Annotated in this window: 23 protein-coding genes; 16 read left to right on the forward strand and 7 right to left on the reverse strand. The window is 69.9% G+C overall.

From position 1 onward, the window contains the following. Positions 1-62: 62 nt before the first annotated feature. Both LGM42_RS27505 and LGM42_RS27510 read right to left on the reverse strand, forming a co-directional pair. Complete coding sequence (locus tag LGM42_RS27505) at positions 63-1355, reverse strand: Nramp family divalent metal transporter (RefSeq protein WP_060310436.1); 1293 nt, start codon at positions 1353-1355, stop codon at positions 63-65. Further along, positions 1352-2023 (reverse strand): UdgX family uracil-DNA binding protein, encoded by a 672-nt coding sequence (locus LGM42_RS27510; protein WP_060967423.1) that lies wholly within the window; start codon positions 2021-2023, stop codon positions 1352-1354. The genes LGM42_RS27505 and LGM42_RS27510 overlap by 4 nt, the downstream gene beginning before the upstream one ends. Before the next feature lie 233 nt (positions 2024-2256). Between LGM42_RS27510 and LGM42_RS27515 the strand changes: the two genes are divergently transcribed. Further along, the gene (locus tag LGM42_RS27515; RefSeq protein ID WP_059575025.1) at positions 2257-2736 is read left to right on the forward strand and encodes a response regulator; all 480 of its coding nucleotides are present in this window, start codon (positions 2257-2259) and stop codon (positions 2734-2736) included. A gap of 125 nt (positions 2737-2861) precedes the next feature. Here LGM42_RS27515 and LGM42_RS27520 read toward each other — a convergent pair whose 3' ends face one another. The 3 genes from LGM42_RS27520 to LGM42_RS27530 all read right to left on the reverse strand — a co-directional run bounded on the left by LGM42_RS27520 (position 2862) and on the right by LGM42_RS27530 (position 4212). Further along, a complete protein-coding gene (locus LGM42_RS27520; RefSeq protein WP_059575026.1) occupies positions 2862-3338 on the reverse strand; it encodes a PRC-barrel domain-containing protein in 477 nt (158 codons plus the stop codon). A 91-nt stretch (positions 3339-3429) separates the two neighbouring features. Then, complete coding sequence (locus LGM42_RS27525) at positions 3430-3861, reverse strand: CBS domain-containing protein (RefSeq protein WP_059575027.1); 432 nt, start codon at positions 3859-3861, stop codon at positions 3430-3432. Positions 3862-3957: 96 nt separating this feature from the next. After that, positions 3958-4212 carry a hypothetical protein gene (locus LGM42_RS27530; RefSeq protein ID WP_060310435.1) on the reverse strand — a complete coding sequence of 85 codons (255 nt, stop codon included), beginning with the start codon at positions 4210-4212 and terminating at the stop codon, positions 3958-3960. Positions 4213-4368: 156 nt separating this feature from the next. Here LGM42_RS27530 and LGM42_RS27535 point away from each other — a divergent pair, with 156 nt between their 5' ends. From LGM42_RS27535 to ligD, 11 genes are all read left to right on the forward strand, one after another. Next, positions 4369-4671: a hypothetical protein gene (locus LGM42_RS27535; protein ID WP_059575029.1), complete on the forward strand. Its 303-nt coding sequence runs from the start codon at positions 4369-4371 to the stop codon at positions 4669-4671. A gap of 217 nt (positions 4672-4888) precedes the next feature. Further along, positions 4889-5137, forward strand: coding sequence for a hypothetical protein (locus LGM42_RS27540; protein WP_060310541.1), 249 nt, complete (start codon positions 4889-4891; stop codon positions 5135-5137). Further along, complete coding sequence (locus LGM42_RS27545) at positions 5134-5445, forward strand: hypothetical protein (RefSeq protein WP_060310434.1); 312 nt, start codon at positions 5134-5136, stop codon at positions 5443-5445. Before LGM42_RS27540 ends, LGM42_RS27545 begins: the two co-directional genes overlap by 4 nt. Positions 5446-5490: 45 nt before the next feature. After that, complete coding sequence (locus LGM42_RS27550; protein WP_059575031.1) at positions 5491-5805, forward strand: hypothetical protein; 315 nt, start codon at positions 5491-5493, stop codon at positions 5803-5805. A gap of 374 nt (positions 5806-6179) precedes the next feature. Continuing rightward, on the forward strand, positions 6180-7613 hold the full coding sequence (locus tag LGM42_RS27555) for an RNA polymerase factor sigma-54 (RefSeq protein ID WP_226233827.1): 1434 nt from the start codon (positions 6180-6182) through the stop codon (positions 7611-7613). Between the two features lie 70 nt (positions 7614-7683). Beyond that, positions 7684-7872 carry a DUF3008 family protein gene (locus tag LGM42_RS27560; RefSeq protein WP_006498333.1) on the forward strand — a complete coding sequence of 63 codons (189 nt, stop codon included), beginning with the start codon at positions 7684-7686 and terminating at the stop codon, positions 7870-7872. A gap of 46 nt (positions 7873-7918) precedes the next feature. Then, positions 7919-8080, forward strand: a complete 162-nt coding sequence (locus tag LGM42_RS27565; protein WP_006498332.1) for a DUF1328 family protein — start codon at positions 7919-7921, stop codon at positions 8078-8080. After that, a complete protein-coding gene (locus LGM42_RS27570) occupies positions 8077-8463 on the forward strand; it encodes a DUF3022 domain-containing protein (protein ID WP_060310432.1) in 387 nt (128 codons plus the stop codon). The genes LGM42_RS27565 and LGM42_RS27570 overlap by 4 nt, the downstream gene beginning before the upstream one ends. A 124-nt stretch (positions 8464-8587) precedes the next feature. After that, positions 8588-10693: a catalase HPII gene (gene katE / locus LGM42_RS27575; RefSeq protein ID WP_226233829.1), complete on the forward strand. Its 2106-nt coding sequence runs from the start codon at positions 8588-8590 to the stop codon at positions 10691-10693. A 71-nt stretch (positions 10694-10764) separates the two neighbouring features. Next, positions 10765-11769: a Ku protein gene (locus LGM42_RS27580; protein WP_059575035.1), complete on the forward strand. Its 1005-nt coding sequence runs from the start codon at positions 10765-10767 to the stop codon at positions 11767-11769. A gap of 39 nt (positions 11770-11808) precedes the next feature. Continuing rightward, on the forward strand, positions 11809-14592 hold the full coding sequence (gene ligD, locus LGM42_RS27585) for a DNA ligase D (protein WP_226233831.1): 2784 nt from the start codon (positions 11809-11811) through the stop codon (positions 14590-14592). 4 nt (positions 14593-14596) lie between these two features. Here ligD and LGM42_RS27590 read toward each other — a convergent pair whose 3' ends face one another. Then, complete coding sequence (locus tag LGM42_RS27590) at positions 14597-15919, reverse strand: cation:proton antiporter (RefSeq protein ID WP_060310429.1); 1323 nt, start codon at positions 15917-15919, stop codon at positions 14597-14599. A 40-nt stretch (positions 15920-15959) separates the two neighbouring features. After that, on the reverse strand, positions 15960-16322 hold the full coding sequence (locus LGM42_RS27595; RefSeq protein ID WP_060310428.1) for a DUF3175 domain-containing protein: 363 nt from the start codon (positions 16320-16322) through the stop codon (positions 15960-15962). A 154-nt stretch (positions 16323-16476) separates the two neighbouring features. Between LGM42_RS27595 and LGM42_RS27600 the strand changes: the two genes are divergently transcribed. The 4 genes from LGM42_RS27600 (at position 16477) to LGM42_RS27615 (ending at position 18544) form a co-directional block, all read left to right on the forward strand. Beyond that, positions 16477-16950, forward strand: coding sequence for a hypothetical protein (locus tag LGM42_RS27600; protein WP_226233833.1), 474 nt, complete (start codon positions 16477-16479; stop codon positions 16948-16950). Positions 16951-17035: 85 nt separating this feature from the next. Further along, complete coding sequence (locus LGM42_RS27605; RefSeq protein ID WP_059575213.1) at positions 17036-17401, forward strand: DUF3022 domain-containing protein; 366 nt, start codon at positions 17036-17038, stop codon at positions 17399-17401. A gap of 260 nt (positions 17402-17661) precedes the next feature. Next, positions 17662-18210, forward strand: coding sequence for a type 1 glutamine amidotransferase domain-containing protein (locus LGM42_RS27610; RefSeq protein WP_059575215.1), 549 nt, complete (start codon positions 17662-17664; stop codon positions 18208-18210). A 4-nt stretch (positions 18211-18214) separates the two neighbouring features. Then, a complete protein-coding gene (locus LGM42_RS27615) occupies positions 18215-18544 on the forward strand; it encodes a DUF1488 domain-containing protein (protein WP_226233835.1) in 330 nt (109 codons plus the stop codon). Positions 18545-18711: the final 167 nt, after the last annotated feature.

An 18711-nucleotide genomic window follows, 5' to 3' on the forward strand; every position in this document is an offset into this window, starting at 1 on the left:
GGCCGCCCGCTTGCCGGTTCAAGCGGTTGCGCACGCAATCTCGTTCATCCCCGTTCCATCGATCACGTCAGCAGATCGACGATCATCGTGGCCACCGCCGCCGCCATCAGCACGACCGCCAGCCAGCCGAACAGTTTCGACACCGGCCCGCTGCCGGGCTGGCCGGCCGCATCGCGCTTGCGCGACAGCAGCATCACCAGCACGAGCATCGGTACCGCCGCGATGCCGTTGAGCACCGCGCTCCAGTACAACGCGCGGATCGGGTCGATCGGGCCGAAGCAGATCGCGATGCCGACGATCACGCACAGCGCCAGCACCGTGTAGAACGCGGGCGCGCGCTTCACGGGCTCGTTCAGCCCTTCGCGGAACCGCCACGCTTCCGCGCACCCGTAGGCGGCACTGCCTGCGAACGCGGGAATCGCGAGCAGCCCGCAGCCGACGATGCCGAACGCGAATACGAGAAACGCGGCTTCGCCGGCGATCGGCCGCAATGCCTCCGCGGCCTGCGCGGTGCTGCCGATGTCGTGCCGGCCGCGCGCGAAGAAGACGGCCGAGCCGATCACCATGATGCAGAACGACACCGCGTTGGTGACGATCATGCCGGTCCACGTGTCGAACGTGATGCGCCGCTCGGTCTCGCGGCGCGTGCTGCGCTCGCCGTCCTGTTGCTCGGCCGTGGTTTCCTCGACTTCGAGCGCGGCTTGCCACACGAACAGGTACGGGCTCAGCGTCGTGCCGAGCACGGCGACCGCGGTGGTCGCATACGCATGCGTGAACGCGATCTGCGGCAGCACGATCGCATGCAGCAGGCCGGCCCAGTCGATGTGCACGAAGCCGAGTTCGAGTACGTACGCGATCAGGCCGAGCGTCATCCATTTCAGCCAGCGCGCGTAGCGTTCGTACGACAGCAGCACCTGCAACGCGAGCGACGCGATCCCGTAGAGCGGCGCATACCAATAGCTGCGGCCGCCGACGACGAGCGCCGTCGCATCGCCCATCGCCGCGAGATCGGCGCCGACGTTCACGACGTTGACGATCACGACCATCACGATCAGCGTCTTCGCGACGCGATCGGAAAAGTGCTCGCGGATGCCGGCCACGAGCCCTTCGCGATTGCGCCGGCCGATGAATGCCGACGCGAGCTGCACCGCGACCATCATCGGCAGCGTGACAACGATCATCCACAGCATGTTGAAACCGAACTGGCTGCCGGCCTGCGCGTAGACGGCGACGTTGCTCGGATCGGCGTCCGACGCGCCCGCGAGCAGGCCGGGGCCGAGCCGCCTATACCACGGCTTCGCGGCCGGCGGCGGCGCTTCGGCCGCCGGCCGCGCGTCTTCGTCGAGTCCGCTCATCCGGCGTCCCCGTGCGACGGGCGGCCGCCCCCGTGGCGCCGCTCGCGCGCGAGGCGCGACGCCGTGCGCAATGCGTCGACCAGCGTGCGGTAGGCGTGTTCGCGGGAATCGGCGCCGCGCGTGCGCAGCACGTACGACGGATGATAGGTCGCGACGACGAGCCGGCCGTCCTCGGTGCGCACCGGCGCGCGCGTGCGCTCGAGCGTCGCGTCGTTGTCCTGCAGCACCGCGCGCAGCGCCGTCGCGCCGAGCGCGACCACCACGCGCGGCTGTACGGCTTCGAGCTCGCGCTCGAGCCAGTAGTGGCACGCGGCCACTTCGCGCTGCGCGGGTGTCTTGTGCAGCCGCCGCTTGCCGCGCGGCTCCCATTTGAAGTGCTTGACCGCGTTCGTCAGGTAGACGTGCGAGCGTTCGATCCCGGCTTCGTCGAGTGCGCGATCGAGCATGCGGCCGGCCGCGCCGACGAACGGCAGGCCCGCGCGGTCCTCCTGGTCGCCCGGCTGCTCGCCGACCAGCATGATCGGCGCGTCGACGGGCCCGGCGCCCGGCACCGGCTGCGTCGCGTGTTCCCACAGCGTGCAGCGGCGGCACGCGTCGAGCGTAGCCGGCGCATCGTCGTCGGTCGGCGGCGGCGTGGATGCCGGGCGCGCGGGCGGTTTGCGCGTCATGCGGCGCCCCCGGTCCGGGCCGGGCAAGCGGCGCGCCGCGGTTGCGCGGAACATGCCGGCGCGCGTGCTGTCGCACGGGCGGAGGGAAGCAGAGCGGGCGCGGGAAGCCGCATCGTGCGCATGAAAGACTCCTGTGTCGGCGATGCGAAAGAGACAGCAACCGGCATGCCGCACTCGGTCGATATGGGCGCGCGCCTTGCTTGGCAAACCGGTCCAACGACAGGAGAAGCACGATGCAACCCGACCCCGGCGACGATCCGGCCGCCGACGACGTGCTGCTGTGGCGCGCGCCCGACAGCGTGCCGCGCCGCCCGCGCCGCGTGCTGGTCGTCGACGACTATCGCGAAGCGGCCGATGCGCTGCGCCTGCTGCTGGAGGCGCGCGGCTTCGAGTGCCGGGTTGCCGACGATCCGTTCGCGGTGTGCGACGTCGCGCGCGACTGGCAGCCGTTCGCGGTCGTGCTCGACATCGCGATGCCGGGCCTCGACGGGCTGCAACTCGCGGCGCGACTGCGCGGCGATCCGCAAACGGCCGACATGCTGCTGGTGGCGTGCAGCGGGCTCGCGTCGCGCCGGGATCAGGAACAGGCGAAGGAAGCCGGCTTCGACGCGCATTGCGCGAAGCCGCTGACGCCGCACCGGCTGCTGGGCTACCTCGAATCGGCGAGCGGCGGTGCCGCGAAGCCGGACGGGGACGTTACACGCCCCTTGTAAAAAGGCTGGCGGCCCGTGGGGTGCGGCACCTGCCGGCACGGCGCGGCGGACAAAAAAACGCCCCGCGCGGAGCGGGGCGTGTCGCATCAAAGGCGCCGGCGCTGCGGCGCCACGTCGTGGCGCGCTCAGTGGCGGCCGCGCGGATCGTTCAGGTCCTCGGTCGGGTCGGTGAGCCCGAGCTCGTCGCCGGCACTCCAGTACGGTGTGCTGCCGTAGAACTCGTGCAGCGGCTCGGCCCATTGCGGATCGGCCATCGCCGGCCAATGGTCCTTGTCGAACCCCGGCGCGTTGCGGATCCGCTCGGACGACACCGACAGCAGGAAACACTTGCGCTCGGTGTCGAGCGTCAGCGCGCTCCACGGAATGGCGTGCAGCTTGTCGCCGATGCCGAGGATGCCGCCGCTCGACAGCACCGCGTACGCGATGCGGCCGGAGCGCACGTCGAGCATGATGTCCTTGATCTTGCCGACGTCGTCGCCGTCGGTCGTATAGACCTTGTCGCCTTCCAGCGTATCGGCCGCCATCACGTCGGGGCCGGGGCCGGCCGCCGTCGCGGCGCCCTTGCCGATGATGCGGGTCTGACCTTGATTGGAAGTCTGCATGGTTTCCTCCAGGCTGCGTGGGGCGCGACCGTGCCCGGGGCGGGCCCTGCGGGTCGCGCGGGGTGGGCAGGGCGAAGCGGGAATCGCTTCGTCACGTCTGCTTCGGTTGCGACACGCCTTCGAGCGTGTTCGCCACGTCGTCGCGCTCGGGGCTCGCCGTGCGCGTCGCGATGTCCGCGAGCGACAGCATGCCGACCAGTCGCTTGTCGTGATCGACGACGGGCAGCCGGCGCAGTTGCGCGTCGGCCATGTAGTGCTGGATCTCGTCCAGCGAATCGTCGTCGAAGCACCATTCGATCGGGCCGGACGCCACCTCGTGGATTCGCGTCTCCGGCGGCTTGCCAGCCGAGATCGCGCGCACCGCGAGATCGCGGTCCGTCACCATCCCGACCAGCCGGTTGTTGTCGCACACGGGCAGCGCGCCGATGTCGTAGCGCTCCATCAGTTGGGCGGCGTGACGGATCGAGTCGGTCGGCGAGATCCGCACGACGTCCTGCGACATGATTTCGTTGACGCGATGCATGCAATTCTCCTTGCGGGTAGGTGTAGCAGTGTGTAGCAATGGGCCGATGCGGCCGCCGGATTCAGCAAAGCACATGCCGTGCGCGCGGCCGCCGCGTCACGCGTCGTCGCGATCGCGTTTGTCCTGCCACGGCCCGTCGTCGTGCGTGCCGGGCGGCGTGTCGGGTTCGATGCGCGTCACGCCGCCCGTCGCGGGCGCATCGCTCGCCGGAAACGTGTCCTCGAGCTGCTTGTCGATATGCCGTTCGGAATGGCGCGTGCGCGTGCGGTCCTGATCCTTCAGCGGCGGTTGCGGGTCGGGCTGCCGCTCGTGCGCCGGTGCGTTCTGGCCGGGCCGGGTCGAATCCTTCATGACGTTGCTCCGTATCGGTGACGGTGATGCGCCAGTGTCGCAACCGGCGTTCCCGGTTCGCCCCCGGCACGCGACTTGCCGCAGCGAGGCAGACGACCATGACGACGCAGGCGCGACGGCGTGTCTGCTGCGCACACATCAAGCGGAGGCACGACGATGATTCCGAAACGACGACCAGGCGTGCGCTATGAGATCAACGTATGCGGGGGCGGATTCGATTCGGTGAAAAGCCATTTCGATACGTGGAAGCGCGAGCCGCTGATCTACCGCCCCGAGCGCCGGATGTTCGAAGGCAAGGCCGACGTGCGGCCGCTCGGCGACGAGACGTTCGGCGCGACCGAGCCCGCGCGCTTCGCGCTGCAGCGGGCGTGCGAGCCGTCGGATCCGTACGCGCTCGCCGCGCGCGTGCGCGACGACGGCCGCGAGCTGTGGCTGGTGATGGCCGCCTATGACGCGTAGCGGCGCGCTTGCAAGATTTTCAGCGAACGGTGTAGCGAAGGCATGGCGCTTCGCGCCGCACCGCGCGGCTGTGTATCCGCCCGCGTATCGATTCCCGCGCGGTCCCCGTGCGATCTCCGTGTGCGGGCGGCCCGGCCGCACGGCATGCGGCTTGCGAATCCTCGCCATGCGGCTGTCGCGCCGATCCCGACCGAATCCCGCAACGATGGAATTGCCGATGAAAAACGAACCCGCGCAGTGGCTGCAACGGCCCGAACCGCCGCTTCCCGACATCGAGCCGGACCCCGAGCCGCCCGACCCCGACGACGTGCCGCCGGACATGCCCGAGCCGTACCGGCAGCCGGAGGGCGATCCGCCCGGGCATGCGCCGCCGGAACGCGATCCGCCGTCGCGCGAGCCGCCGGTGCGGGCGCTGCCGGTGAGCGCGGCGTCGCGAACGACACCGGCAAGGGAGGGCCTGCGATGAGCATCCGCGTGAAACCCGGCCTGCTGCGCGACATCGCCGAAACGCTGGGCCGCCATTTCGAGGCGCGCGCGATCCCGTTCCATGTCGAGGAGCAACCGGTCGGCGCATTGCATATCGGCTTTCGCGTCGACGGCCATCCGGCGTCGCTGACCGTGACGTTCGACGGCGATGCATTCGCCGCGCTCGAACGGGCCGACGTCGGCCGGCAACGCGGCACGCTCACGCGCGTCGCGGCCGAATTCGACACGATGATGGCGCGCCGCGCACCGACCGCGTACGCGGGCGATTTCCATTTCAACCGGCTCTGAGCCGCGCCGCCACGGCGCGGCCCGCAGCCATGGGAGGAGCATTCGATGAACACGATCCAGACGATCCGCGTGGGCGCGTGTGCGTTGGCCGCCGCGTGCGCGCTGGGCGCATGCACGCAACCGGCCGGCGGCCCGTACGGCACGCGCGCGGCGCCGCCCGCGCCGCCCGACGGCCGCGGCGCGCAATCGACCACGACGATGCCGGACGCGAACACGCGCTACGACACGCGTCCGTCGCCGGGCAACACGATGCCGCCGGGCGCAACCGTCGGCGAACCGGTCGACGCACCGCCGCCCGGCCCGAACGGCACGCAGGGCGATCGGCCGCTGCCGGGCACGCCGCCGCCGATGCAGTACTGACAGGACGTTGCGGTGTGGCGCCGCGCCACGGCATGCGGCACCGCGATGCGGCCGGGGCAACGCGATGGCGAATCCGCACGCGCATCCGGCGCCATCTGCCCGAATCGTCGACCGCTTTACTCGACCGGTCGGAGGGCGACCGCATCGATGCGAATGAGGACGGGCAGTCAGCCCAGGGCGGGGCCGCGTTTGCCCGAGCGAAATACGTGCCCCCAAACTTGCCCCGGCCTTGTAAAAAAGCAGGCTCCGGCGCGGGGCGACACGGGGTGCGAACCCCCGAGAGCCGCGCCCTGCCGCGCTTCGCGCGGCTGGCACGGATGCTGCATGACGTTCGGTAGAAGACACACCCGAACCGAACCGTCAGGAGGCTTTTGATGCCCGTCTCGCTTGCGCTGCAGATGCGACAGCATCTCGCACTCACGCCGAGGCTTCAGCAGTCGCTGCGGCTGCTGCAGTTGTCCTCGCTCGAATTTCAACAGGAATTGCGTCAGGCGCTCGACATGAACCCGTTTCTCGAAGACGGCCCGGGCGACGACGAAACCGCTGCCGCCGTCCCCGAGCAACCGACCGAAGCGGCCGCGCCTGAAACGGCGCCCGAGCGCGACGAAATCCGCCCGCCGGACGGCGAGGTGCCGTTTACCGCCGCGCCCGCGCCGCGCGGCACGAGCCGCCAGGGCGACGACACCGACGGGCTGTCGCCCGGCGAATGGATGGCCGCCGAGCCGTCGCTGCATCAGCAGTTGCACGATGCGCTGCGGCTCTATCCGCTCAACAAACGTGATCGCGAGGCCGCGCGCCTCGTGATCGATGCGCTCGACGACGACGGCTACCTGCGGCAGGAACTTCCTGAACTGCTGGTCGCCGCCGATCCCGCGTGGCTGCTGTCGGAGCAGGATCTGGCGGTCGCGCTGCGGCTCGTGCAGATGCTCGACCGGCCGGGTATCGCCGCGCGTTCGTTATCCGAATGCCTGGTGCTGCAACTGGACGCGATTCCGGCCGGCACGCCGGCGCTCGCGGAAGCGAAAGCGATCGCGCGCGAACATCTGGAGCGGCTCGCGCGCCGCGAGACGGCCGAAATCCAGCGGCGCCTCGGCTGCAATCAGCAGACGCTGCAGGCCGCTTGCGCGCTCGTGCGCGGGCTCGACCCGCGCCCCGGCAATCACTACGGCAGCACGCGCGGCGACTACGTGGTGCCCGACGTGATCGTGCGTCAGGTGCGCGACGAGTGGATCGTCACGATCAATCCGGCCGTGCTGCCGCGTGCGCGGTTGCACGAGCGCTATGCGACGCTGTTCGCGCAGTCGAGCGGCGAGCGTGATTCGCCGCTCGGCCAGCAATTGCAGGAAGCGCGCTGGCTGATCCGCAACGTGCAGAAGCGCTTCGACACGATCCAGCGCGTGGGCGAATGCATCGTCGCGCGGCAGCGCGATTTCTTCCGCTACGGCGAGATCGCGATGAAGCCGCTCGTGCTGCGCGACATCGCGGAGGAACTCGACCTGCACGAATCGACCGTGTCGCGCGCGACCGGCAACAAGTACATGGCCACGCCGCACGGCACGTTCGAGTTCAAGCATTTCTTCCCGCGCAAGCTCGAGGCGGCCGGCAAGGGCGTGTGCTCGGCCTCCGCCGCGAAGGTGCTGATCCGCGACATGATCGCGGCCGAGCGGCATACCGATCCGCTGTCCGACGTCGCGCTCGCCGAAAATCTCGCGGGCCGCGGCATTCTTCTTGCGCGTCGGACGGTGACCAAGTATCGCCAGGCGATGAAGATTCCACCGGCCGACCTGCGGCGCCGCGACGCCGCGTGACGGCCTCATTGTTCCAACCACGCGCGCGCCGTCCGTCGCGTCGGCTCGCGCCAACGAGAGGAGCGCAATCATGCCAGCCAAATCCCAGGCGCAGCAGCGCGCCGCAGGGGCCGCGCTGTCGGCCAAGCGCGGTGACACGAAAATGAAAGACCTGAAGCCGCCGTCGAAATCGATGGCCAAGTCGATGAGCGAGAAAGAGCTCGAGAAAATGGCTTCCACGCCCACGCACGGCAAACCGAAACACAAGCACGATGCGTGAGCGCCGCCGACGTTTAGTGACGACCGCTGTCATCCAGGAGGGTTCCATGCTTCGATACGCCATCATCTTCTTCGTCATCGCGATCATCGCGGCGGTGTTCGGGTTCGGCGGCATTGCCGCCGGCGCGGCCGAGATCGCGAAGATTCTGTTCTACATCTTCGTCGTGATCTTCCTCGTCACGCTGTTGCTGGGGGTCGTGCGCCGATGACGGTCGCGCCCGACCGGTCGCGGCGCGTCGCGGAACTCGAGCACGCGTTCGCGATCGGCTTTCCGTCGCAGTCGACCGTCGTCGTTCACGAGGACGACGCGTCGGGCCGGCTGACGATCCACGTATCGTGGGTGCGCGTGCCCTCCGACGAGGATGCGCGCGAATGGCGCTGCACGGTCGACATGCGGTTCGATGCGGACGTGATCGAGCGCTACGCGCTGCTCGACACGGCCGACCGGCTGCGCGTGCGCACGCAACTGTGCGACCGCGCGCGGCGCGCGGTGGACGAGCACAAGCCGCGCGTCGAGGATGCCGTGATCGAATGCAACGTGGCGCTCGACGTGACGGCCGTCGAATTCGACGCGGCGCTGCGCGCGCCCTGACGCCGCCGGCCCGCGGGCGCCCATCGGGCGCCGGGCCGGCTTTCCCCGCCGTTCGCACGCGCGCGCCGCGGCGCGCCGGCGTGCATGGCGGCTCTCGATTCGAATACCAAGAGGACACCTGACGATGACGAATCCCCCATCCGCCGGCAAGACGCCCCCGACGCAGCCGCACGACAGCGCGAAGTCGCGCCAGCTCGAAGCGAACCGTGCGCGGCCCGACGGCGAGGCGTTGCGCACCAACCAGGGCGTGCGGATCGCCGACAACCAGAATACGCTGCGAGGCGGCGCGCGCGGCCCGTCGCTGCTCGAAGACTTCATCATGCGCGAGAAGATCACGCATTTCGATCACGAGCGCATTCCGGAGCGCGTGGTGCACGCGCGCGGCTCGGGCGCGCACGGCGTGTTCCGCGTCTACGAGCCGATGGCCGACTACACGAAGGCCGCGTTCCTGCAGGACCCGGCCGCCGAAACGCCGGTGTACGTGCGCTTCTCGACCGTGCAGGGGCCGCGCGGGTCGGCCGACACCGTGCGCGACGTGCGCGGCTTCGCGGTGAAGTTCTATACCGAGGAAGGCAACTACGACCTCGTCGGCAACAACATGCCGGTGTTCTTCATCCAGGATGCGATCAAGTTTCCCGACTTCGTGCATGCGGTGAAGCCCGAGGCGCCGAACGAGATGCCGACCGGCGCGTCCGCGCACGACACGTTCTGGGATTTCGTGTCGCTGGTGCCGGAAACCACGCACATGGTGCTGTGGCTGATGTCGGATCGCGCGCTGCCGGCGAGCTATCGCGCGATGGACGGCTTCGGCGTGCACACGTTCCGCTTCGTGAACGCGGCCGGCGTCGAGCGTTTCGTGAAATTCCACTGGCGGCCCGTGAGCGGCGCGTATTCGCTGCTGTGGGACGAGGCGCAGCGCATCGCCGGCCACGACCCGGATTTCAACCGGCGCGACCTGTGGATGGCGATCGAGCGCGGCGACTATCCGGAGTTCGAGCTCGGCGTGCAGATGATCGATCCGGCCGATGCCGACAAATTCGACTTCGACCTGCTGGATCCGACCAAGCTCGTGCCGGAAGAACGCGTGCCGGTGCGGCCGATCGGCCGGATGACGCTGAACCGCAACCCCGACAACTTCTTCGCGGAGACCGAGCAGGTCGCGTTTCACCCGGGCCACGTGGTGCCGGGCATCGATTTCACGAACGATCCGCTGTTGCAGGGGCGGCTGTTTTCGTACACCGATACGCAACTGAGCCGGCTCGGCGGCCCGAATTTCCACGAGATTCCGATCAACCGGCCGGTGTGCCCGTTCGCGAACAACCAGCGCGACGCGATGCACCGGCAGACGATCAACGTCGGGCAGGCGTCGTACGAGCCGAACTCGACGAGCGGCGGCTGGCCGAGCGAGACGCCGCCCGCGCCGTCCGGCGGCGGCTTCGAGACCGTGCCCGAGCCGCTCGAAGGCCACAAGGTGCGCGTGCGCAGCGAATCGTTCGCCGATCATTTCTCGCAAGCCGCGCTGTTCTACCAGAGCATGACCGAGATCGAGCAGCGGCATATTCGCGATGCGTACTGCTTCGAGCTCGGCAAGGTGACGCAGCCGCACATTCGCGAGCGGGTGGTCAACGAGATCATCGCGCGCTTCGACGCGGGGCTCGCCGCGCAGGTCGCCGAACGGCTCGGGCTGCCCGCGCCGCAGGCGGCCGCGACGCCGTCCGTCCCGCGGCCGTCGCCGGCGCTGAGCCTGATCGGCCGCGCGAAGCCCGGCATCCGCTCGCGCAAGATCGCGCTGATCGCGACGCCGGGCGTGAACCCGGTGCTCGTCGAGCAGGTGCGCGACGCGTTGCAGGCCGCGCACGCGGTGCCGACGATCGTCGCGCCGACGCTCGCGCCGATTGGCGGCATCGTGCCGGAGGCGACGCTCGCCGGCATGCCGTCGGTGATGTTCGACGCGGTGTTCGTGTGCGGCGGCGACGGCGATGGCCGCGATCTCGCGCACAGCGCCGACGCCCGCCATTTCGTGCGCGAGGCGTTCAAGCACCTGAAGCCGATCGCGGCCGTCGGCTCGGGGCGGCAATTGCTCAGCGCCGCGCACTTGCCGGATCCGGCTGAAGGCGTGTGCGTCGGGCAGGCCGTCGATCTCGACAAGGTGCTGAACACGCTGTCGGATCACCTCGGCCAGCATCGTGTGTGGGCGCGCGAACAGCAGGCGGCGGAACTGCCGGCATAGGGCCGGCGGCGGTTCGCGCCGGACGGCGCGCCTGCCCTCGGGCGGGCGCGCATCGGGCAAGGAGGAACAGCATGGCACCGCGGATGATATGGAAAGGCGCGATCAGCTTCGGGCTCGTGCACGTGCCCGTGCAACTGTTTCCGGCGACGCGCACCGTGAAGCCGTCGTTCCGGATGCTCGACAAGCGCTCGATGGACCCGATCGGCTATCGGCAGATCAACAAGCGCACCGGCAAGGAGGTCACGCGCGAGGACATCGTGCGCGGCTACGAGTACGAGAAGGAGCGCTACGTCGTGCTGACCGACGACGAAATCCGCGCGGCGAACCCGGAATCGACGCAGACCGTCGACATCCTGACCTTCGTCGACGAGGACGCCGTGTCGTTCCTCTATCTCGACACGCCGTACTACCTGGTGCCGGACCGCAAGGGCGAGAAGGTCTATGCACTGCTGCGCGACGCGCTGAAGGACAGCGGCAAGATCGGCATCGCGCTCGTCGTGATGCGCGACCGCCAGCACCTGGGCGCGCTGATCCCGGTCGGGCCGATGCTCGCGCTCGATACGCTGCGCTGGCAGGAGGAACTGCGGCCGCTCGACGAGCTGTCGGTGCCGGCCGACGACGCGAAGGGCGCGGGCGTCACCGCGCGCGAACTCGCGATGGCGAAGAAGCTGATCGACGACATGTCCGGCAAATGGACGCCCGACGAATATCACGACACGTTTCGCGACGACATCCTCGAACTGGTCGAGCGCAAGGTGCGCGCGGGCAAGGTCGAGGAGATCGAGGACCGGCCCGCGCAGACGGGCCGCGCGGCGACCAACGTGGTCGATCTCACCGAGCTGCTGAAGCGCAGCCTCAAGGGTGGCGCCGGCGCGCGCGCGGCGGATCTGCGTGACGAGCGCGACGAAGCGGAAGAGGAGGCGTCATCGTCGTCATCGTCACGCCGCAAGTCGCCCTCGAAATCCGCGTCGAAAGGCGCGGCGACGAAAACCGCGGCGAAGCGCGGCACCGCGAAACGCGCGGCGAGCGAGCCTGCGGCGAAGAAGACCGCCGCGCGACGCAAGCACGCGGCGTGAAGCCGATGACGCCGACTCCGATTTCGACGAGGTGACGCGATGGCCGGCAAGCTCGATCCGTATCGCCGCAAGCGCCATTTCGGCGCGACGCCCGAGCCCGAAGGCGCGCACGAGAAGCGTCGCGCGAAGGCGGAGGTGAAAGCGGGCACGAAGGCGAAGCCCGCCGCGCGCGCCCGCCACCCGCTGCGCTTCGTGATCCAGGAGCACCACGCGCGCCGGCTGCACTACGATTTCCGGCTCGAGCTCGACGGCACGCTGAAGTCGTGGGCCGTGCCGAAGGGGCCGAGCTTCGATCCGCAGGTGAAGCGGCTCGCCGTGCATGTCGAGGACCATCCGCTCGAATACGCGTCGTTCGAAGGCGAGATTCCGGCCGGGCATTACGGCGCGGGGTCGGTCGTCGTCTGGGACGAGGGCACGTGGACGCCCGACGGCGGCGTCGCGCAGGCACGCGAAGGCTACCGGGCCGGCAAGCTGACGTTCCGGCTCGACGGCGAGAAGCTGCACGGCGGCTGGGCGCTCGTACGCAGCGGGCGCCAGGAAGGGCGCCAGGACCAGTGGCTGCTGATCAAGGAGCGCGACGACGACGCGCGCAGCGCCGATGAATTCGACGTGGTCGGCGAGCGGCCGGGCAGCGTGCATGACGGCGCGTCCGACGGCGCGGCGCGCAAACAAGCGGCGCGACGCGGCGGCTCGACCGGCGCGACCGGCGATTCACGGGCAACGCAACCTGCAAGCCGCGAAGGCAACGAAAGCCAGCACCCCACCGATCCGTTGCAAGTCGAGGGCGCGGTGCGCGCGCCGCTGCCCGAGCGCGTCGCGCCGCAACTCGCGACGCTGGTCGACGCGCCGCCGACCCACGGCGGCTGGTGCTACGAACTGAAGTTCGACGGTTACCGGATCCTCGCGCGCATTGCCGGCAAGGGCGCGCGCCGGCGCGTCACGCTGATGACGCGCGAAGGCCGCGACTGGACCGCGAAGCTGCGCGCGCAGCGCGACGCGCTCGCGGCGCTCGACGTCGACGACGCGTGGCTGGACGGCGAGGCCGTCGTGCTCGGCGAAAACGGCCTGCCCGATTTCCAGGCGTTGCAGAACGCGTTCGGCACGGGCCGCTCGGATGCAATCACGTTCTTCGCGTTCGATCTGCCCTATCTCGACGGATACGACCTGCGCGACGCACCGCTCGCGGCCCGTCGCGCGCTGCTCGAACCGCTGCTCGCGAACAGCGACCCGACGCGCGTGCGTTTTTCGCCCGATCTCGGCGAGGACGTCGCGTCGCTGATCACGAGCGCCTGCAACACGGGCCTCGAAGGGCTGATCGGCAAGCGCGCGGAGTCGCGCTATCGCGCCGGCCGTTCGCCCGCGTGGATCAAGCTCAAATGCCGGCGCCGGCAGGAATTCGTGATCGGCGGCTTTACGGAACCATCGGGCAGCCGGCACGGCTTCGGCGCGCTGCTGCTCGGCGTGCACGAACCGCCGCCGGCCGGCAAGCGGCGGCACGGGCCGGGGCCGCTGCGCTACGTCGGCCGCGTCGGCACGGGATTCGACGCGCGCATGCTCGACCGTCTCGCCGCGATCCTGCGCAAGCACGAGCGCGACACGATGCCGTTCGACGCACCGCCGCGCGAACGCACGCGCACGCGCGTGCACTGGGTCGAGCCGACACTCGTCGCCGAATGCGAATTCGCGGAATGGACCGGCGACGGCATCGTGCGGCAGGCCGCGTTCATCGCGCTGCGCGACGACAAGCCGGCGGAGCAGATCGTCCGCGAAATGCCGAAACACACGGATACGGAGGTGACGATGGATCGACGCGAAACCACGCACGACGACAAACGCAAGCGCGCATCGCCTGCCGCTCACGAAACGGCCACTCGCAAGCGCCCCGCACGTTCCGGCGCGGCCGCGCGCGCCGAAGGCGACGCGGCTGCGCCAGACTCGCTCGGCGGCGTGCGCATCACGCATCCCGAGCGCGTGCTCGACCCGCAAAGCGGCACGCGCAAGATCGATCTCGCGCGGTACTGGCAATGGGTCGCGCCGTGGCTGCTGCCCGACCTGAAAGGCCGGCCCGTGTCGCTCGTGCGCGCCCCGGGCGACATCGCCGGCGAGCTGTTTTTCCAGAAACACGCGGAGCGCCGCGAGATTCCGTTCGTCACGCAGCACGAAGGGCTCGACCCCGGCCACGGGCCGCTGCTGTCGATCGACAGCGTCGACGCGCTGCTCGGCGCCGCGCAAATGGGCACGGTCGAACTGCACACGTGGAACGCGCATGCGGCGAACGTCGAGCGGCCCGACCGCATCGTGTTCGACCTCGATCCCGATCCGGCGCTGCCGTGGCGCACGATGATCGACGCCGCGCAACTGGTGCGCGGCCTGCTCGACGAGCTGGGGCTCGTGTCGTTCTGCAAGACGAGCGGCGGCAAGGGGCTGCACGTCGTCGTGCCGCTCACGCGGCACGCGGGCTGGGACGACGTGAAGGATTTTTCGCGCGCGGTCGCGCAGCACGTCGCCGGCACACTGCCCGAGCGTTTCACCGCGACGATGGGGCCGCGCCACCGGCGCGGCAAGATCTTCGTCGACTACCTGCGCAACGGGCGCGGCGCGAGCACGATCGCCGCGTATTCGGTGCGCGCGCGGCCCGGCATGGGCGTGTCGGTGCCGCTCGAGTGGGACGAGGTGCCGCAGACGACGGGCGGCGCGCAATGGACGATCGACACGTTGCACGCGCGGCTGGACGCGCTGAAGCGCGACCCGTGGGAAGGCTATGCGAAGGCGCGCCAGCGCATCACCGCGGCGATGCGGGCGCGGCTCGGCGCGGACACGTGAACGGTCAGCGCCGACGCTGCTGCAACCGGTAATACCAGTTCATCAGCGGCGTCGCGGAGACCCCGTGCGCCACCACCGACGCGGACACAACGGCCAGCACGGGCGCCGCCAGCGGGCGCACGGCCTCGGACGGCCCGTGCTCGAGCGCGAACAGCAGATAGTAGAACGAGCCGATCCCGCGGATGCCGAACCACGCCATCAGCCGCCGCTGCGCATGCGTCGCCCGCGACCCCACGAGCGTGACCAGCACCGCGAGCGGGCGCACGGCGACGAACAGCACGGTGGCCAGCGCGGCGGCGCCCCACGTGAACAACGGGCCGGGCAGCGTCGACAGCACGCTGCCGATCATCGTCATCACGATCGCCTCCGCGATCCGTTCGAGCTCGATCGTGAAGCCGAGCACCGATTCGGCCATGAATGCATGTGCCTTGTCCGGATGCTTTTCGGTCGCGACGACGTCTTCCGAATCGATCTGGCCGATCACTTCGCGCGGCGGACGGTCGCCGCTCGCACGATGCTCGACGCGCCGCATCGCGACGCCGGCCGCGAACGTCGCGATGAAGCCGAACGTGTGCGCGAGCTGCGCGGCGCCGAACGACAGCACGATCAGCGCGAGCGCGAAGAAGCCTTCGAGGCCGAGCGCCTGCGCGTGGCGCGTACGCAGCCAGCCGATCGTCTTCGTCATGGCCCAGCCGAGCCCGCCGCCGATCGCCGTCGCACCGGCGATGCCCCACAGCGCGACCAGCGCGAACGTGCCGGACAGCGGCGGGATGCCGTGCGTCGCGCCCGGTGCGCCGCACAGCGCGAGCCCCGCGAGCGCGAACGGCAGCGCGATGCCGTCGTTCATCCCGCCTTCGCCGGACAACGCGAAGCGCACCAGGTCGCGATCGCCCGGGTCGTGCACCTGGACGTCGTGCGCGAGCACGGGATCGGTCGGTGCGAGGATCGCCGCGAGCAGCAACGCGGGGCCCCAGCCGACGCCAAGCGCGAGCACCGTGCACGCGGCGAGCAGCGGCACGGTGACGACCATCGCGAGCAGCCCGAGGCGGCACGGCACGAGCCACAGCTTGTCGGACAGCGGCACGCGCAGCCGCAGCCCGATCGCGAACAGCGATACGAGCAGCGCGACTTCGACGATCGCGCGCAGCAGGGGGCCGTCGCGTTCGAGGTCGAGATGCAGCAGGCCGGCGCCGCTCGGGCCGAGCGCGACGCCGAGCACCAGGTAAATCATGGCCGAACTGCAGGGCAGGTGGCGCAACGCGGACGTCACGACGCCCATGCCCAGCAGCACCGCGCCGATGATCAGGTACCAGAGGGTTTCGTGCATGTGTGATCGCAGCGGAGGGAGACGGGCGGCGCGCCGGCCGTCAGGGCTTGCGGCCGAACGCTTCGCGCAGCTTGCGCTTCGCGCGTTCGAGCGTTGCACGGCGCGTTTTCGGCAGGTTGCGGCCCGCGCGGTTCACGTAGAAGTTCAGCATCGACATCGCCGACTGGAACGGCGATGCCTTGCGGCGGCGGCTGTGTTCGGCCGAGTGCTTCAGCGACGCGGCGATCGCCGCCGGATCGTCGGATTTGAAGATGTCCGGCTCGATGTCGAGCGCATCGCTTTTTTGAGTAACTTCGCCGGACCAGCGCTGGCGGTGGTTCGGGTCGGCGCCGCGCGCGCGGCCGGGGCGGCGCGTGTGGCGCTTGCCGTGCGCGTGGGAAGCGGAAGCAGAAGCGGAAGGCATAAGGCGGAGGCTCCGTATGGGTCACGGACAAGTCGTGCGCGGAAGGGGAGCAAACCGCGTGCCGCATCTCGAACGTCGCCGGCGCGGCATGGGCCTTGCTGAAAGACCGGAGCAGGAATTTCCATCACGCGATCGTCCATAGGGAGAAAACGCCATGAAGTCAGTATTCGAATCGAAGTTCGTCGCGCGCCACGTGCTGGGCTGCGCGGCCGTCGCGATCGCCGCGGCTGCACCGGCCGCATGGGCGCAGAACTCGCAGCGCTCCGACGAGGGCACCGGCGCGCCAAATCCGTCGATGGACATGTCGACGCCGGGTACCAACGGCAATACGGCCGCGCCGCCGCCGCCGGCGGGCACGCAGCGGCATGGCGCGAAGCACGGGATGCGGTCGCACAGCGGATCAGCCGGCCATGTGAAGCCAGGCGGCGGCCCGAACGGCGCGGGCCAGGGCGGTAGCGGCTCCCCCGGCGGCGGCGTCGGCGGGTCCGGTGGGGCCGGCGGCACGGGCGGCTCGGGCGGCTCGGGTGGCACGAGCGGGACGGGCGCCGGCAACGGCGGGTCGGCGGGCTCGACGGGCACGGGCGGCGGTGGGGCCGGCGGGACGGGCGGCGGTTCCAGCGGTTATTGACGGTGTCGTGCCGGCGCGGCCGGCACGGCGCGATGGCGGCGCGGTTACCCGGGACGGGCGCGCCGCCACCACGCAGGAGGACATCATGCAATCGAATTCCCGGATTTTTCTGGAGCACGACGAGATCGACGACGATGCAGGCGACATGGACGATCTCGACACGACGGTCCACGTGGACGTCGAAACGGGCAGGGTCATGTTTCATGCGGCGTGGGCGAACGCGGTCGAGGCGCCACCCGAGGCGGCGCGGCATTCGGTCGTGCTCGCGCTCGAATGCTCGACGATGGAACGCTATGCGGACCTCGACGACGGCGCGCGGATGCGCGTGCATGCGATGTTGCATGACGCCGTGCAACAGACGCTCGAACAGTTGCCCGATACCGACGAGAATCTGACGCTGACGGTCGAGCTGACCGACGCGATGCTCGACGCCGCGCGTCATTTGCAGTGATCGCGGCGCATCGAACGGGCGCACGGCGTCGGCTTACATCCCGTTGAAAAGTTTGCACCCCGACTGTGACGAACGAGGCAGGCGAGACGACGAGAGGCATACGCACGTCGGCGCGCGGGTCGTTCCCCGATTGCAGGGCAATACAAGCGCGCGTGGTTGCCGCGGCGTGTGGCCGCCTGCAGCACCTTGAGCACGCGGCACGCCGATTGCTACGCGACGAACGCGGCACGACGTGTGCCACACCTTCCACGGAGGCATTCATGAGCGGCAGGCTGGATCATTGCAAGGTAGCGATTCTCGCGGTCGACGGCTTCGAGGAAGCCGAGCTCGTCGAACCGCAGCGCGCGCTCGCGGCAGAAGGCGCGCAGGTGGACGTGATTTCGCAGAAGGGCGGCGAGATCCAGGGCTTCAGGCATGTCGACAAGGGCGAGCGGGTGAAGGTCGATCGCACGTTCGACGAGGCGCGCGAAGGCGACTACGACGCGGTCGTGTTGCCGGGCGGCGTCATCAACGGCGACGCGATCCGGATGGTGCCCGCCGCGCGCGAATTCGTGACGGCGGCGGTGGGCGCCGGCAAGCCGGTCGCGGCGATCTGTCACGGCGGCTGGCTGCTGGTATCGGCCGGGCTGGTCGACGGCAAGACGATGACGAGCTGGCCGAGCCTGCAGGACGACATTCGTCATGCGGGCGGCAAGTGGGTGGACGAGGAAGTCGTGCGCGACGGCAACCTGATCACGAGCCGCAAGCCGGCCGACCTGCCCGCGTTCAACGGCGCGCTGGTCGAGCGTCTCGCGGCGCGGGGGGCGTGAGCCGATGCCGACAGGTTCCCCGCGCGCCGTCACGCTGACCGACGAACCGCCCGCGTTCGACGGCGCGGCGCTGCAAATGCGCTTCGTCGTTGAGGTTGGTGGCGTGCCGCATGACTGCGCGATCACCGTCGAGGCGCTCGAAGACCATTTCGGCGCGCGTTCCGCGCTGGAAGCCGACTTGCGCGACGCGTTCGACCGCGGCCGTGCGCGGATCGAAGCCGCATGCGCGGACGTGCTGGCGAGCGGCAACCACGACGTGGTGCTGCACAGCGGGTATTTCCGTGCGCCGGCAGGCGCAGCGAGGGCCGGGCTGTTTCGCTCGCGGAGATCGTGAAGCGAGCGCGTTTCCCGAAGCATCTGCTCGGTACGTTGTCCAGACGGATCGACGCCGGTCGCATCCGGCGGCCTGCCATTACACGCCGTTGAAAACTTTGCAGCGGCTCGAACACGTCGTCCGGCGCCACATCGCGCGGCGCGCGCACCCTGCGGACACCGGCCGCA

This window comes from Burkholderia sp. AU39826 (assembly GCF_020419965.1).
In the GTDB taxonomy this organism is placed as follows: domain Bacteria; phylum Pseudomonadota; class Gammaproteobacteria; order Burkholderiales; family Burkholderiaceae; genus Burkholderia; species Burkholderia semiarida.

What these genes read in the sequence shown, in the direction of transcription:
- LGM42_RS27505 (WP_060310436.1), bottom strand. Translation starts at nt 1,355, where the DNA reads ATGAGCGGACTCGACGAAGACGCGCGGCCGGCGGCCGAAGCGCCGCCG.
- LGM42_RS27510 (WP_060967423.1), bottom strand. Translation starts at nt 2,023, where the DNA reads ATGACGCGCAAACCGCCCGCGCGCCCGGCATCCACGCCGCCGCCGACC.
- LGM42_RS27515 (WP_059575025.1), top strand. Translation starts at nt 2,257, where the DNA reads ATGCAACCCGACCCCGGCGACGATCCGGCCGCCGACGACGTGCTGCTG.
- LGM42_RS27520 (WP_059575026.1), bottom strand. Translation starts at nt 3,338, where the DNA reads ATGCAGACTTCCAATCAAGGTCAGACCCGCATCATCGGCAAGGGCGCC.
- LGM42_RS27525 (WP_059575027.1), bottom strand. Translation starts at nt 3,861, where the DNA reads ATGCATCGCGTCAACGAAATCATGTCGCAGGACGTCGTGCGGATCTCG.
- LGM42_RS27530 (WP_060310435.1), bottom strand. Translation starts at nt 4,212, where the DNA reads ATGAAGGATTCGACCCGGCCCGGCCAGAACGCACCGGCGCACGAGCGG.
- LGM42_RS27535 (WP_059575029.1), top strand. Translation starts at nt 4,369, where the DNA reads ATGATTCCGAAACGACGACCAGGCGTGCGCTATGAGATCAACGTATGC.
- LGM42_RS27540 (WP_060310541.1), top strand. Translation starts at nt 4,889, where the DNA reads ATGAAAAACGAACCCGCGCAGTGGCTGCAACGGCCCGAACCGCCGCTT.
- LGM42_RS27545 (WP_060310434.1), top strand. Translation starts at nt 5,134, where the DNA reads ATGAGCATCCGCGTGAAACCCGGCCTGCTGCGCGACATCGCCGAAACG.
- LGM42_RS27550 (WP_059575031.1), top strand. Translation starts at nt 5,491, where the DNA reads ATGAACACGATCCAGACGATCCGCGTGGGCGCGTGTGCGTTGGCCGCC.
- LGM42_RS27555 (WP_226233827.1), top strand. Translation starts at nt 6,180, where the DNA reads ATGCCCGTCTCGCTTGCGCTGCAGATGCGACAGCATCTCGCACTCACG.
- LGM42_RS27560 (WP_006498333.1), top strand. Translation starts at nt 7,684, where the DNA reads ATGCCAGCCAAATCCCAGGCGCAGCAGCGCGCCGCAGGGGCCGCGCTG.
- LGM42_RS27565 (WP_006498332.1), top strand. Translation starts at nt 7,919, where the DNA reads ATGCTTCGATACGCCATCATCTTCTTCGTCATCGCGATCATCGCGGCG.
- LGM42_RS27570 (WP_060310432.1), top strand. Translation starts at nt 8,077, where the DNA reads ATGACGGTCGCGCCCGACCGGTCGCGGCGCGTCGCGGAACTCGAGCAC.
- katE (WP_226233829.1), top strand. Translation starts at nt 8,588, where the DNA reads ATGACGAATCCCCCATCCGCCGGCAAGACGCCCCCGACGCAGCCGCAC.
- LGM42_RS27580 (WP_059575035.1), top strand. Translation starts at nt 10,765, where the DNA reads ATGGCACCGCGGATGATATGGAAAGGCGCGATCAGCTTCGGGCTCGTG.
- ligD (WP_226233831.1), top strand. Translation starts at nt 11,809, where the DNA reads ATGGCCGGCAAGCTCGATCCGTATCGCCGCAAGCGCCATTTCGGCGCG.
- LGM42_RS27590 (WP_060310429.1), bottom strand. Translation starts at nt 15,919, where the DNA reads ATGCACGAAACCCTCTGGTACCTGATCATCGGCGCGGTGCTGCTGGGC.
- LGM42_RS27595 (WP_060310428.1), bottom strand. Translation starts at nt 16,322, where the DNA reads ATGCCTTCCGCTTCTGCTTCCGCTTCCCACGCGCACGGCAAGCGCCAC.
- LGM42_RS27600 (WP_226233833.1), top strand. Translation starts at nt 16,477, where the DNA reads ATGAAGTCAGTATTCGAATCGAAGTTCGTCGCGCGCCACGTGCTGGGC.
- LGM42_RS27605 (WP_059575213.1), top strand. Translation starts at nt 17,036, where the DNA reads ATGCAATCGAATTCCCGGATTTTTCTGGAGCACGACGAGATCGACGAC.
- LGM42_RS27610 (WP_059575215.1), top strand. Translation starts at nt 17,662, where the DNA reads ATGAGCGGCAGGCTGGATCATTGCAAGGTAGCGATTCTCGCGGTCGAC.
- LGM42_RS27615 (WP_226233835.1), top strand. Translation starts at nt 18,215, where the DNA reads ATGCCGACAGGTTCCCCGCGCGCCGTCACGCTGACCGACGAACCGCCC.